The sequence below is a fragment of the Pseudomonas sp. HPB0071 genome, from assembly GCF_000478505.2.
GTDB classification, from domain to species: Bacteria; Pseudomonadota; Gammaproteobacteria; order Pseudomonadales; family Pseudomonadaceae; genus Chryseomonas; species Chryseomonas luteola.
Genome location: NZ_KI517367.1, coordinates 635,056 through 647,882, shown reverse-complemented (window position 1 = coordinate 647,882; position 12,827 = coordinate 635,056). Strand labels below are relative to the sequence as shown.

At 53.0% G+C, this 12,827-nt stretch carries 13 protein-coding genes and 1 tRNA gene; 11 read left to right on the top strand and 3 right to left on the bottom strand.

Translation table 11 applies throughout. The features are described from left to right. Nucleotides 1-88: 88 nt before the first annotated feature. Nucleotides 89-178: transfer RNA gene (locus HMPREF1487_RS03270), tRNA-Ser, on the top strand. Nucleotides 179-229: 51 nt separating this feature from the next. On the opposite strand, the gene HMPREF1487_RS03265 is transcribed toward HMPREF1487_RS03270, so the two are convergent. Further along, entirely contained in the window at nucleotides 230-466 is a 237-nt protein-coding gene (locus HMPREF1487_RS03265) for a hypothetical protein (protein WP_010795164.1), read from the bottom strand. Between the two features lie 129 nt (nucleotides 467-595). After that, nucleotides 596-2,251, bottom strand: a complete 1,656-nt coding sequence (gene treA, locus HMPREF1487_RS03260) for an alpha,alpha-trehalase TreA (protein ID WP_037030426.1) — start codon at nucleotides 2,249-2,251, stop codon at nucleotides 596-598. A gap of 223 nt (nucleotides 2,252-2,474) precedes the next feature. Here treA and HMPREF1487_RS03255 point away from each other — a divergent pair, with 223 nt between their 5' ends. The 8 genes from HMPREF1487_RS03255 (at nucleotide 2,475) to HMPREF1487_RS03220 (ending at nucleotide 9,313) form a co-directional block, all read left to right on the top strand. Next, nucleotides 2,475-2,786 (top strand): hypothetical protein, encoded by a 312-nt coding sequence (locus HMPREF1487_RS03255; RefSeq protein ID WP_010795162.1) that lies wholly within the window; start codon nucleotides 2,475-2,477, stop codon nucleotides 2,784-2,786. Between the two features lie 123 nt (nucleotides 2,787-2,909). Beyond that, nucleotides 2,910-3,662, top strand: coding sequence for a carbon-nitrogen hydrolase family protein (locus HMPREF1487_RS03250; RefSeq protein ID WP_010795161.1), 753 nt, complete (start codon nucleotides 2,910-2,912; stop codon nucleotides 3,660-3,662). A gap of 111 nt (nucleotides 3,663-3,773) precedes the next feature. Further along, nucleotides 3,774-4,802, top strand: coding sequence for an ABC transporter substrate-binding protein (locus tag HMPREF1487_RS03245; RefSeq protein ID WP_010795160.1), 1,029 nt, complete (start codon nucleotides 3,774-3,776; stop codon nucleotides 4,800-4,802). 10 nt (nucleotides 4,803-4,812) lie between these two features. Continuing rightward, entirely contained in the window at nucleotides 4,813-5,601 is a 789-nt protein-coding gene (locus tag HMPREF1487_RS03240; protein ID WP_125912864.1) for a phosphate/phosphite/phosphonate ABC transporter substrate-binding protein, read from the top strand. A gap of 135 nt (nucleotides 5,602-5,736) precedes the next feature. After that, entirely contained in the window at nucleotides 5,737-6,684 is a 948-nt protein-coding gene (locus HMPREF1487_RS03235; protein ID WP_010795158.1) for an ABC transporter substrate-binding protein, read from the top strand. A 66-nt stretch (nucleotides 6,685-6,750) separates the two neighbouring features. Next, nucleotides 6,751-7,602: an ABC transporter permease gene (locus HMPREF1487_RS03230; RefSeq protein ID WP_010795157.1), complete on the top strand. Its 852-nt coding sequence runs from the start codon at nucleotides 6,751-6,753 to the stop codon at nucleotides 7,600-7,602. Further along, nucleotides 7,599-8,429, top strand: coding sequence for a quaternary amine ABC transporter ATP-binding protein (locus HMPREF1487_RS03225; protein WP_010795156.1), 831 nt, complete (start codon nucleotides 7,599-7,601; stop codon nucleotides 8,427-8,429). The genes HMPREF1487_RS03230 and HMPREF1487_RS03225 overlap by 4 nt, the downstream gene beginning before the upstream one ends. Nucleotides 8,430-8,566: 137 nt before the next feature. After that, on the top strand, nucleotides 8,567-9,313 hold the full coding sequence (locus tag HMPREF1487_RS03220; protein WP_010795155.1) for a TerC family protein: 747 nt from the start codon (nucleotides 8,567-8,569) through the stop codon (nucleotides 9,311-9,313). A gap of 174 nt (nucleotides 9,314-9,487) precedes the next feature. Here HMPREF1487_RS03220 and HMPREF1487_RS03215 read toward each other — a convergent pair whose 3' ends face one another. Further along, a complete protein-coding gene (locus HMPREF1487_RS03215; RefSeq protein ID WP_010795154.1) occupies nucleotides 9,488-9,712 on the bottom strand; it encodes a hypothetical protein in 225 nt (74 codons plus the stop codon). A gap of 349 nt (nucleotides 9,713-10,061) precedes the next feature. Here HMPREF1487_RS03215 and codB point away from each other — a divergent pair, with 349 nt between their 5' ends. Together codB and codA are read left to right on the top strand one after the other, a co-directional pair. Next, entirely contained in the window at nucleotides 10,062-11,336 is a 1,275-nt protein-coding gene (gene codB / locus HMPREF1487_RS03210) for a cytosine permease (protein ID WP_010795153.1), read from the top strand. Between the two features lie 67 nt (nucleotides 11,337-11,403). Next, on the top strand, nucleotides 11,404-12,645 hold the full coding sequence (gene codA / locus HMPREF1487_RS03205; protein WP_010795152.1) for a cytosine deaminase: 1,242 nt from the start codon (nucleotides 11,404-11,406) through the stop codon (nucleotides 12,643-12,645). Nucleotides 12,646-12,827: the final 182 nt, after the last annotated feature.

Sequence of the window (12,827 nt, the reverse complement as noted above, 5' to 3'; positions counted from 1 at the left end):
GGCGACTTTTGCAAACGCCTGATAATGGTAGAAATTTTGCATTCAAGGCTTCGCCTGATGCATTTCAGCTGTTATCATGCGCTGCATTGGAGAGGTGCCGGAGTGGCCGAACGGGACGGATTCGAAATCCGTTGAGTCAGCAATGGCTCCTAGGGTTCAAATCCCTATCTCTCCGCCATACTAAAAAGCCCCGCAGTTATGCTGCGGGGCTTTTTTATTTCTATACAGCTCAAATCAAATTATTTTCTTTTTTCCACGCCTCGAAGTGTTCGAGCTCAAGACGTATGTCTTCTCCTTTTTCAAGGGATTCTTGCATTGAGCGGATACGGATCAGGCGCTCATGCATGGCCTCCGGGATATCGAGACCTTCCTCCTGATGCGCTTTGATTTCATTTACACCTTCGTCCAACGCATTAGAAAGGTGTTGTTTCAGGTCAGCGATATTGTGGGAAGTCGTGTCGATCATGGGCGCTCCGGTAACGGGTGTATTGCTCAGCCTAGGCGATAGGAACGAAAGCTGTGAAAAGCCAGGACGTCCATGCCTAGCGAGGCAACCAAAGGGCAAAGAGATAGACTTGCCCTTTGGTTAATGGTGTCAGGGTTGCGCATTAGCTGGTGGTTGCTGATAGAGGTCGAGTAGTTTCAGCGTGACACCGTTGGTCCAGCCAAAGCCATCCTGCAGTTTGTACTCACCACCGCCACCTCCCTGGCTTGAACCCTCCACATCATATTTCTCGACCAATTTGTGCTCTTTGGTGAACAGCGTCTGCACCTGATCAAGGAAACCCTGGCCGATGGTTCTGGCTAGATCCTGCTGGTCATAGCGGCGCAAGCCTTCTACGGCGATCCATTGAAGCGGAGCCCAGCCATTGGGAGAGTCCCACTGCTGTCCGTTATGGATTTGCGTAGTGACAAGCCCACCGGTTTTGACCAGATTCTTTTCAACAGTCAATGCGGTTTGCCGGGCTCTATCGGAATTGGCGATCCCTGCATAAAGAGGATAGAGCGTAGCGGCTGTGATCTGATCGCTGAGTTGATTCTTCTGCCAATCGTAGTCAGCGTAATAGCCCTTGTTGTTCCACAGGTGTTTCTCTATGGCAGCCTTTCGCGCTTCTGCACGCTGGCTGTAGCGTTGCGTACAAGTCGACATGGCGTTCTTTTCACAAGCAACAGCAATTGTGGTTTCCAAATGATAGAGAAGGCTGTTGAGGTCTACCGGAACGATTGCGGTTGTACGGATAGTCGCGAGAGTTTTCCCATCACCCAGCCAGCGTGACGTGTAGTCCCAGCCGCTTTCTGCCCCGGCTCGCAGGTCTCGGTAAACCTCATTGACCGGGCGATTAGCAGCCTTGGCTGCCGTTTCCTTGTCTTGCATGTAGGATTCCTGGCGAGGTGTATCGCTGGCATCCCAGTAGCGGTTGAATAGCGTACCGTCAGCCAGACGAACAACGTGCTGGGCAGCCTCGCCGGGCTTTAGCGTTTGCGAACCTTCCATCCAATAAGCGTATTCCTTTTGCAATTGCGGAAGGTAACGGCGATAGACTTCATCCCCCTCCGTCTTTGCCTCCAGCTCAACCATATAAGAGAAGAAGGGTGGCTGGGAGCGGCTCAGATAGTAGGTGCGATTGCCATTGGGGATATGGCCATAGGTATCGATCAGGTAGGCGAAGTTATCCAGCATCTGACGTGCCAACTTCGTTTGTCCACTCTCTACCAGGCCAAGCATGGTGAAGTAGGAGTCCCAATAGTACAGCTCGCGAAAGCGACCTCCCGGAACAACATAGGGGTAGGGTAGTGGCAGCATACTGCTATATGCCGGTACCTTCTCATAATGTCGTGTGAGTACAGGCCAGAGGTTATCGATATGTTCACGGATATCGGTACCTGTCTGAGGCTTTTGGGTTTCAGCAGCTCCTGATGGTTCGAAGTTGTCCGCCACAAAGCGTTTGAGATCAAAGCCTGGATTGGCTCGTTGCGCCAAGTAGTCCGCCCGGATAGTAGCAGGAGGCTTCAGCGGAAGGGCATCGACAAAATGCTTTTGATCGTCGAATAACCATTGCTGCTGTACTGCTGTAAATAATTCTGGGTACGCCTGATCTGGTGGAAGCGCCTGATGCTGTTGGACCGTTTGATAGCTCCACATCTCGGATCTGTCTGTAGCGGTGGCACAGGCACCCAACAGAACAACCGAAGCGGAAAAGGCTAGAAGCCGAGTGGATCGATAAGCGTGGCGGACGAGAGGAAATGTCATGGAAAACCCATTCTGATCATTCTCAACCATCGACCAGCTGATTATCCGGCAAGTTCGTCCAGTCAAGCTTTGTTTTTTGTTCGGCTATTGAAAACGGTCAGGTTCATTTTGAAGTTTTGCCCGCAAATAGCCTTTTTCTTTTGCGGAGATTTACGCTTTTTTGATAAATGGCCAATTGCTATCAGGTAAGATAAGAAACCTTGTCTTTCGGTGTGCTTGACCGATGCATTTCTCTACTGTGAGTTATCGCTATTTGAAGGCCGGTACTATTTACCAGGTAGAAATTGACTCGCCTGCTTCTGGTCGCACTCAGGATATTTACGAGGCTGTTTTTCGTCATTTGGTCAATTTTGAAAGCGAACCAATCATTGTGGCCATGATGCTCAACAATGGTGGGAAGGCTGTTATCCAGAACAAGCGCTTCGATCCTGAGATCAAGACGACTCATATGGTCTCAACTATCGAGACACTTGAAATCTGCATGGATTATGAAAACTGGGTAGAAGTCATTCTGTTGCCCTTGCCTTGGGACTGACTGCACCCATCACTTTCTACCCCTTTACTACCTGTCTTGTCGGGTATGGCTCGGACGTTATGTTGACGTCATGGGTTTGTTATATGGCATCCTCTGGCCTTCCAACCTTGCCGGGATGTGCCGATGAGTTCTACAGGTATCGTAATCGCTGCTGCACAGATCACGCCGGTTGGTCATGACATTCAAGCCAATGTCGAGCGCCATGTCCGTGTAATCGAACAGGCTGCTCGGCAAGGCGTCGACTTTCTTGTTTTTCCTGAGTTGTCACTGACAGGGTATGAGCGGAAGACGGCTAGCCAGAATGCGTTGTTGCCCAATGACTCTCGCTTGGTGCCGTTGCGTAAGGCTACTGCTCAGACAGGCATATCAATCCTGGCAGGCATGCCGTTAAGTTCGACAGGGAAGCCGCTTATTGCGGCGCTGGTAATAGGTGCGGGGCGGGACGACGTGCTATATACCAAGCGATACCTGCACGAAGGTGAAGACCAGGCATTTCAGGCGGGAAGCGGTGGGCCACTGCTACTTCTTGAGAACGAGCGCATAGCCTTGGCCATATGTGCCGACACAAGTCACCCCGAGCATGCTGCGAGTGCGGCTCAGGCGGGTGCTTCTCTTTATGTCACCAGCGCTCTGATTACGCCAGGTGGTTTTGAAGCTGATACTGCGCAGCTAAGGTCATATGCGCAGATTCATGGCTTTCCTGTCCTGTTGGCTAACCATGTAGGCGAAACCGGTGGCTGGCTTGCGACCGGACGTAGTACGTTCTGGCTGCCTGATGGTGAAATTGTTATCCAGGCGCCACATGACCGTGAAGCGCTCGTAATCGCGTCCCGTAATGGTTATACCTGGCAGGGGCGGGTGGTACTGCTGAGTTGAGACTACACCGTTACGGATTGTTGAAATACTGTGAGGTAGCCGCTCAGTACGAGCTGCATGAGCAATTTAGCGACAGGCGAAGACCTTGTTGCCAAGCATGAAGGAGCTTCCATGCGTATCTCTTTGTCCATTCTTGCGATTGTCACAAGTCTGGGTATGACACATTACACCTACGCTGATGAGGTGAAATGTCCCTATGATAAGCCTGTGATATTTGCAGGTCTCAACTGGGAGAGCGGCATGTTCGCCACTGAAGTGCTGCGCTTTCTGGTGGAAAAGGGCTATGGCTGCAAGACCGATGCGATTCCCGGCAATACAGTAACGATGGAAAATGCGCTGGCGCAAAACGATATTCAGGTAACAGGCGAGCAGTGGGCTGGCCGTAGCCCTTTTTGGCGTGAGGCGGAGAAGGCCGGCAAGGTGTTCTCGGTTGGAGAAACGGTCAAGGGTGCTACGGAGGGATGGTGGGTTCCAGAATATCTGGTTAAGGGCGATTCGGCTCGTGGGATTGAGGCCAAGGCGCCTGAGCTGAGGTCTGTAACGGATTTGTCGCGATACAAGGATCTGTTCAAGGATCCTGAATCACCCGACAAAGGCCGTTTCTATAATTGCCCGACTGGCTGGACCTGTGAAATCGTCAATACGCAAAAGCTCAAGGCCTACAAGTTAACTGACAGTTTTACGAATTTCCGTACTGGAACCGGTCCAGCCCTGGACGCAGCCATCAGTACGGCTATCCGCAGAGGCGAGCCGATCGTGTTTTACTACTGGTCGCCTACGCCGTTGATGGGCCGCTTCAAGCTGATACAGCTTGAGGAGCCACCGTTCAGTCAGCAAGCCTGGGAAACACTTTCCGACTCCAAGAATCCCAGTCCTCTACCGTCCCGCTCGCTCCCTGCGAAGATTACGATCGGCATCTCGAAAGATCTGCATGACCAGGCACCTGAGCTTGTACAGCTGTTTGAAAAGGTGCAAATACCGCTTCCATTATTCAACAACATATTGGCCGAAATGTCGGAGAAACATAAGGATGCCGATGCGATGAGCCTGGCGTTCTTCAAGGAACATCGCGATATATGGTCTGCCTGGCTTTCGGCTGATGCCGCGGCGCGGGTGGATGCCGCCTTGAACGCACAGTGAGTATTTATCCGTGACATCGTTAGCTACATGGCCCATGTACGTTACGCCTGAACCGGTACGCGAGGCCGGTCAGATCTTTATCGAGCGGGTCCTGGCGCATCTGGGTATTCAACAATGTGAGGAAGCGCCCGCTGATCTCATGGCGCAATGGTCATCACCGAGCCTGTTGTTATCTCAGAGCTGCGGCTATCCGGTGATGACGCGCCTGCGCGACAAGGTTCAGATCGTAGCAACGCCTTGTTATGAGCTGAGCGGCTGTGAAGGTGCTCAGCACCGCAGTTTTATCGTGATCCACGCAGATGATGAGCGCAGTACCCTGGAGGCCTTTCGAGGTGCGCGTGTGGTCATCAACGCGCTGGACTCCAATAGCGGCATGAATTTATTAAGGGTGACGGTCGCGCCCATGGCTGAAAAGGGGCGATTCTTTGGTGAGGTCAAGGCCAGCGGTGCCCATGTGACAAGCCTGGAGTTACTCAGCCGCGGCGAGACGGAATTGACAGCTATTGATTGCGTCACCTGGGGGTACCTTGAGCGTTATGCGCCTGACACGTTAGCCCGCACACGAGTTCTTGCCCGCACGGAGCTGACGCCTGCGTTGCCGATCATTACCGCAGCGTCACGTAGTCTGGAAGAGGTACAGCAGATGCAGCACGTGCTGAACGAAATCCTGCAGGAGCAGCCTGCGCTGGCTGAAACACTGGCTATTCGCTCGTTTGTACCGGCCTCCCTTGACGATTATCGGGTGATTCTTGCCCAGCGTGATCGAGCAATGGCTGCTGGATATCCCATTATTGCATGAGTAGCCGGACAGGCTTTTTCCTGTTTCGCTGTAGTTTTTATGAAACTGCAGAGGGCATCCAGGCTCAAAACAGCCGCTTCGATAGGTAACGACTTTTCGCGCCGGGCAGGCGTATGGATGCTAAGGACGCAGATCATGAACGCAAGAAATGGCCTGGCGGTAGGCCTTTTGGCGCTGGGGCTGGTTATAGGCAACGCGCAGGCAGCCGGTTGGTGTGAGTCTGGTAAGCCAGTCAAGTTCGCCGGTGTGAACTGGGAAAGCGGGATGCTTCTCACCGAGCTGATGTCGACAGTCTTGAGGGAAGGCTACGACTGTAAGACCGATAGTATTCCAGGTAACTCGATTACGTTAGAGGCTGCACTTTCCTCTAATGATATTCAGGTTTTTGCTGAAGAGTGGATCGGTCGTAGTGACGTCTGGAATAAAGCTGCTGATGCAGGCAAGGTAGTAGGCGTTGGTACACCCATCAAAGGTGCGACGGAAGGCTGGTACGTGCCGCGCTATCTGGTGGAGGGCAAGAATGCCAAGGCTCCAGATCTCAAGTCCATCAGTGATCTGCCTAAATATGCCATGCTGTTTCGCGATCCAGAGGAGCCTGGGAAAGGACGGTTTTATAATTGCCCAGCCGGCTGGACATGCGAGCTGGAAAATACCGAGATGCTCGAACGCTATGGATTGGCCGACACATTTACCAATTTTCGCCCTGGCACAGGGCCGGCACTGGATGCCGCAATCCTATCGGCCGTGAAGCGCAAGCAGCCCATCTTGACCTATTACTGGTCGCCTACGCCACTATTGGGGCGAGCGGATCTCATCAAGCTGGCCAGCAAACCGGGAGATGAGAAAGCCATAACGGTGCAGGCTGGATTGTCCAAACCTTTTTATGAAAACGCCCCGGAGCTTGTTGCCGTTCTGGAAAAGGTCAACGTGCCGATTGACCTGTTGAACAAGGCGTTGGCAGAACAGGCCGAGTATAAGCAGGACGCGCCTACCGCTGCCAGAGCTTTTCTGAAGGCGCACCCCGATGTCTGGCATGAATGGGTTGATGCTGCCGCTGCACAAGAAATCGAGGCCTCTTTGTAGGCTTTCGCAGGTCATGTGAGGGTAGGCCCTGTTTGAAGGGCCTACCTTTACCAAACGGGCATGTCTATGTTTCCTGACAATCTCACGTTTTCTATTGCTGACTGGGTCAATGGCTGGGTAGACGCTCTGGTCGCCAATTATGGCGATATGTTCCGCCAGATCTCCGATGTGCTTCTACTGGCAATCGTCCGGCTTGAAGGCGCTCTCCGGACAACACCGTGGTGGTTGATTCTGCTGGTCGTGGCCGTTGTGTCCTACCACGCCACGCGACGTGTGATACCGGCTGCGGTCATTACCGGGCTGCTATTTCTCGTGGGCGCCATGGGGTTATGGGACAAGCTCATGCAGACCTTGGCGCTGATGCTGGTCGCGACACTGATTGCGGTACTGATCGGCATTCCCTTGGGCATTCTGTGTGCACGCAGTAACCGGCTGCGTACGGTGTTGCTGCCACTGCTGGACATCATGCAGACCATGCCTAGCTTTGTGTATCTCATTCCTGTCCTAATGCTGTTTGGTTTGGGTAAAGTGCCGGCTATCTTTGCCACTGTCATTTATGCAGCGCCACCGCTGATTCGTCTGACCGATCTGGGAATCCGACAGGTCGACAAGGAAATCATGGAGGCCGTCAATGCTTTTGGTGCCAATCGCTGGCAACAGCTGTTTGGCGTACAGCTCCCATTGGCCTTGCCTAGCATCATGGCAGGTATCAACCAGACCACTATGATGGCATTGTCTATGGTTGTAATCGCTTCGATGATCGGTGCACGTGGCTTGGGTGAAGAAGTTCTGGTCGGTATCCAGACGCTCAACGTAGGCAAGGGGCTCGAAGCAGGTCTGGCGATTGTTATCTTGGCGGTCGTGATTGATCGCATTACTCAGGCGTATGGTCGTTCACGCTATGAGGGCGAGCGATGAAAATTCAGCTCGATAACGTCTATAAGATATTCGGCCGTCGCGAAGCCGCAGCGCTTGAGCTGGTCCGCCAGGGCCGGGATAAGGATCAGGTGCTGGCGGAAACCGGGTGTGTCGTCGGAGTCAATGGGCTATCGCTGTCCATCGAAGCGGGCGAAATATTTGTGATTATGGGGCTGTCAGGCTCGGGCAAATCAACGCTGGTTCGGCATTTGAATCGCCTGATTGATCCCACCAGCGGTTCTATCCGAGTCGATGGCGAAAACATACTGGCCTATGACATGCAGCAGCTCAGGCATTTCCGGCGCCACAAGATCAGCATGGTTTTCCAGGGCTTCGGGCTGTTACCCCATAAAACCGTACTGGGTAATGTGGCCTACGGCTTGAAACTGCGTGGCGAAAGCCGGACTGCACGAGAAACGCATGCACAGCACTGGATTGAAGCGGTAGGGCTCAAAGGGTATGAGCGCAAATGGCCCCATCAGCTGTCAGGCGGTATGCGCCAGCGAGTCGGGCTGGCCAGGGCGTTGGCAGCTGACACAGAAATCATCCTCATGGACGAAGCGTTCTCGGCGCTCGATCCACTGATTCGTGCCGAGATGCAAGATCAGTTGCTGGAGTTACAGCAGCGCCTGCATAAGACCATCGTGTTCATTACCCACGATCTGGACGAGGCGGTCAGGCTGGGAAACCGGATTGCAATCATGCGGGACGGCCAGCTGATTCAGGTGGGAAGCTCGCAGCACATTCTCAACGAACCGGCAGACGAGTATGTTGATCGTTTCGTTCGACGATATCGAAACCGGAGTATCTCCGGGGCAGATGTCTAGCTCAATGATTTGAAACAAAAACAAATCAGCGATACGACAAAAATTTCACATCTTTCTTTTGGCTATAGTTCAGGGTAACCGGGTGCCTTTGGTAACTCATAGGCGCCTTAACTCTCCTATTTCTGAGAAAAAGGTTCATGGATTACCTCCAGCAGTTGATTTCGGATCCTACCGCCTGGGTTGCCTTGGCAACGCTGATCGCCATGGAAGTGGTGCTTGGTATTGATAACCTTATCTTTATTTCCATTCTGACCAACAAGCTGCCCGAGCAGCATCGGCAAAAGGCCAGGCGTATTGGAATAGGCCTGGCGCTGGTCATGCGACTGGGCCTTTTGGGAACGGTTGCCTGGATCGTTCAGCTCACCGAGCCGGTGATCGAACTCTTTGGCAAGGGCTTCTCATGGAAAGATATCATCCTGATAGCAGGTGGTCTCTTCCTGCTCTGGAAAGCAACCAAGGAGATCCATCACAACGTGGATCCTGACCCAGAAGGCGACCTATTCGAAGGTAAAAGCGGCGAAAAGGCCGTTACCCTCGGGTTTACCTCGGCCATCGTCCAGATTCTCATGCTCGATCTGGTTTTCTCCATCGACAGCATTATTACGGCTGTCGGGATGACCGAGCATGTGCCCATTATGATCATCGCCGTTATCGTCGCGGTGACCGTCATGTTGGTCGCCGCTGATCCGCTGGCGCGCTTCATCAATAACAATCCCACGGTTGTCATGCTGGCGCTGGGCTTTCTGATCATGATCGGCATGACCCTGATCGCTGAAGGCTTTGGCGCTCATGTGCCCAAGGGATATATCTATGCTGCCATGGCATTCTCGGCCGTTATCGAAGGCCTGAACATGCTGGCTCGCCGCGCAAAGCGCAAGCGTTAGATCCTGTAGAACCGCGCGAGAGTTTCCTCGTCTTCCCGTAGTGCGTCTGTGACCGCTACGGGTTTTTTGTGCCTGCCGGAAAGGGGAGGATTCCGCTGGCACGCATGCACCGTTGCACGCTGCCTGTCAGGCGCGTGTCGGGCATCGTATTAGGAAAAGTAAGGCGGGAATGGATCAGGCGCTGATGGCTTTACGTGCACGTTCGATAACGGACTGCAGACGAGTCGGGCAGCTGTATTCCTCACGGTAAAGTCGCTGAGTATGGCGCGCAACGCCGAATTCATTGACGATGATGAATGAAAAGCCTTTCTTGCTGGGCGCAGCGATTACACAATCGAACGGAGCGAAAGCAGAGGAAAGCATTTGGATTGCGGTTTGAGTTTGCTGATGTGTATTCATAATCTTCTTTTAGTTGAATCACGTGACGCGCTTATGACAGCAGCGGCGTCAATTTGCTGCATTGATAACCTGCTTTAGCAAGTTTTTTGCCAACTTTTCCCATTAAGCTAAGTCGCTGAATGGAAAATGTCTCTTTTTCATGTGCTTCAAATTACTTCAGCACAGTGTTGTGTTTGCCGCTGCAGTGAACCATTTCAAGGCAAAGCTAAAGGACAATGAGCCGCTTTTGTGCGTTGGCCTCTTGTTTAGCACCTTCCTGCCGCAGTCATTGGGTTGCACCAGAGCGTTACAGCGTTTGGCATGCGCTTCGCACTTGCTCTCAGGTCCATGACCAAGCGGGAATAGCGAAATGAGCGAGACGAACGCAAGCGCGAACGACTATCCGTTAAGTGAAGTGCCTATGTCAGCCCGTCGGGGCATCTGGTCGACAACGTTGGTGCTGCTGGGCTTTACCTTCTTTACCGCGACGATGTTTGCAGGCGGTAAGATCGGCACGGCGTTCGATTTCAAGACCCTGCTGAGCGTGATTATGGTAGGTAATCTGCTGCTTGGTCTTTATGCCGCCTTGCTGGGATATATCGCGTATCGAAGCGGCCTTAATTCTGTTCTGATGGGCCGGTTCTGCTTTGGCGAAGTAGGAAGCAAGTTGTCTGATCTGGTGTTGGGATTCACGCAGATTGGCTGGTATGCCTGGGGCACGGCGACGGCGGCAGTCGTGCTGGGTAAGTTTCTGGGATTGCCCGAAGGCATTGTGCTGTTGCTGATGGTGATCTTCGGTTTTGGCTTTTGTGCCACAGCCTATATTGGCTACCGAGGCTTAGAGATCCTGTCTTATGTTGCTGTACCCGCCATGTGTGGCCTGCTGGCATTACCCATGTGGGTTGCAACACGAAAGATCGGTGGGCTGGAAGGCCTGCTGGCCATACAACCAGTCAACACGATGGAGTATAGCACAGCGCTGACATTAGTGTTTGGCACATTTGTCAGCGGGGCGACACAGGCTACCAATTGGACACGTTTTGCTCGGACTGGGAGAGTTGCCATTCTGGCCAGCCTGGCTGGTTTTTTTATCGGCAATGGCCTGATGGTGCTGATCGGCGCCTATGGCGCCATTGTGTACCAGCAACCGGACGTGGTGGAGGTCTTGCTGCTTCAGGGTTTCTCGCTGGCAGCGATAGCCATGCTCATGCTTAATCTTTGGAGCACGCAGGACAATACTATCTATAACTTCGCTGTGGCGGGTTGTAATCTGGTTCGAACAGATCGTCGGCGAACCGTTACGCTGGTTGGCGCAGCAATAGGTACATTGCTGGCAGTGCTGGGCATGTACGATCTGCTGGTCCCCTACCTGATTATATTGGGAACCATTATCCCTCCTATCGGCGGCGTGATTGCAGCTGATTTCTTTTATCGTCATAGAGGGCGTTACCCCCTCTTGGCGACTGTTCATTTACCTAAATTCAATTGGGTTGGGCTTGCGGCCTATGGCCTGGGTGTTCTGGCAGCCTTTTTCTCCCCTTGGTTGGCGCCTCTTGTCGGCGTTGGTACTGCCGCGCTGGGGTACGTAATGCTGTGTGGCCTGGTGGGGGCCCGGCTATCGGTTGTCGCTCGCGCAGAGGCATAGGCTGGAAATGTTCCAGGTCACCTACTGTTATAAAGAGTAAGTAGTCCTTTGCTTGAGGAGTCTGTCGATGAATGTCATCAATGCGCGGCTGCGTGGTCAGGAAGGGCTGTTTACCGTGCGTTTGCAAGGCGACCGGATCGCTGCAATCGAATCACAGGTCGCTTTTGTGAGCCCAACCAGCGCTGAAATACTGGATGCGCGTGGCAATCTGGTTATTCCGCCTTTCGTCGAACCGCATATCCATCTGGATGCCGCCCTGACAGCTGGGGAACCGCGGTGGAACATGAGCGGCACGTTATTCGAAGGCATTGAGTGCTGGGGAGAGCGAAAGGCGACTATTACCCACGAAGATACCAAGGCGCGGGCCAAGCAGACCATTAATGCCCTGGCGGTCCACGGTATCCAGCATGTTCGTACCCATGTGGATGTAACCGATGCCAGTCTGGCGGCTTTGAAGGCCATGTTGGAAATTCGGGAAGAAACAAGCCATTTAGTTGACATGCAAATTGTGGCGTTTCCCCAGGAAGGAATCGAATCCTATCCTCAGGGCCGAGAACTGATGGAGGAGGCCATTCGGCTGGGAGCCGACGTGGTTGGCGGAATCCCTCACTTCGAATATACCCGTGAGCAAGGGGTCAGTTCCGTCAAATTTCTGATGGATCTGGCTGAGCGCACAGGTTGTCTGGTGGATGTTCACTGCGATGAGACAGACGATCCCCATTCCCGCTTTCTGGAAGTGTTGGCAGAGGAGGCGCGTAGTCGTGGCATGGGCTCACGTGTCACTGCCAGCCATACTACTGCCATGGGTTCTTATGACAATGCCTACTGTTCAAAGCTGTTTCGTCTGCTGAGTCGTTCGGGTATCAGCTTTATATCGTGCCCCACCGAGAGCATTCACCTGCAAGGTCGCTTCGACACTTTTCCCAAGCGGCGTGGCGTAACGCGTGTGAACGAACTGCTGGAGGCCGGTATGAATGTGTGCTTCGGGCAGGACTCCATTGTTGATCCATGGTATCCGCTGGGTAACGGCAACATTCTCAGGGTACTGGAGGCCGGCCTGCATATCTGTCACATGCTCGGTTATGAGCGCCTGCAGCATGCCTTGGATCTGGTGACGGTAAATAGCGCCAACGCCATGCAGCTGGGTGACCGATATGGGCTGAAAGCAGGGCGCCCGGCCAATCTGCTGATCCTGTCAGCCGATTCGGACTACGAAATGATAAGAAGCCAGGGCCTTCCACTGTTTTCTGTCCGTGAGGGCAGGGTGTTAATGAGTCGTCGTCCTGCCGAGGTCAGTCTGGCAGAGTGATAAAACATACGAATTCACTACATTTTCTAACTCAGGCGAAGGGCTATGCTCAAAAATACACCCTGAGTCAAAGGGCAATGTTCAGGACTTGTGCACAAGCACTAATGCGCTTGTCAAGCGCTTCGTTTAAACAGGCATAAAAATATTTAGGACGGTTATTTAGGCATAAATATATGATTTAT

What these genes read in the sequence shown, in the direction of transcription:
- HMPREF1487_RS03245 (WP_010795160.1), top strand. Translation starts at nt 3,774, where the DNA reads ATGCGTATCTCTTTGTCCATTCTTGCGATTGTCACAAGTCTGGGTATG.
- codB (WP_010795153.1), top strand. Translation starts at nt 10,062, where the DNA reads ATGAGCGAGACGAACGCAAGCGCGAACGACTATCCGTTAAGTGAAGTG.
- treA (WP_037030426.1), bottom strand. Translation starts at nt 2,251, where the DNA reads ATGACATTTCCTCTCGTCCGCCACGCTTATCGATCCACTCGGCTTCTA.
- HMPREF1487_RS03230 (WP_010795157.1), top strand. Translation starts at nt 6,751, where the DNA reads ATGTTTCCTGACAATCTCACGTTTTCTATTGCTGACTGGGTCAATGGC.
- HMPREF1487_RS03265 (WP_010795164.1), bottom strand. Translation starts at nt 466, where the DNA reads ATGATCGACACGACTTCCCACAATATCGCTGACCTGAAACAACACCTT.
- HMPREF1487_RS03215 (WP_010795154.1), bottom strand. Translation starts at nt 9,712, where the DNA reads ATGAATACACATCAGCAAACTCAAACCGCAATCCAAATGCTTTCCTCT.
- HMPREF1487_RS03255 (WP_010795162.1), top strand. Translation starts at nt 2,475, where the DNA reads ATGCATTTCTCTACTGTGAGTTATCGCTATTTGAAGGCCGGTACTATT.
- HMPREF1487_RS03225 (WP_010795156.1), top strand. Translation starts at nt 7,599, where the DNA reads ATGAAAATTCAGCTCGATAACGTCTATAAGATATTCGGCCGTCGCGAA.
- HMPREF1487_RS03235 (WP_010795158.1), top strand. Translation starts at nt 5,737, where the DNA reads ATGAACGCAAGAAATGGCCTGGCGGTAGGCCTTTTGGCGCTGGGGCTG.
- HMPREF1487_RS03220 (WP_010795155.1), top strand. Translation starts at nt 8,567, where the DNA reads ATGGATTACCTCCAGCAGTTGATTTCGGATCCTACCGCCTGGGTTGCC.
- codA (WP_010795152.1), top strand. Translation starts at nt 11,404, where the DNA reads ATGAATGTCATCAATGCGCGGCTGCGTGGTCAGGAAGGGCTGTTTACC.
- HMPREF1487_RS03250 (WP_010795161.1), top strand. Translation starts at nt 2,910, where the DNA reads ATGAGTTCTACAGGTATCGTAATCGCTGCTGCACAGATCACGCCGGTT.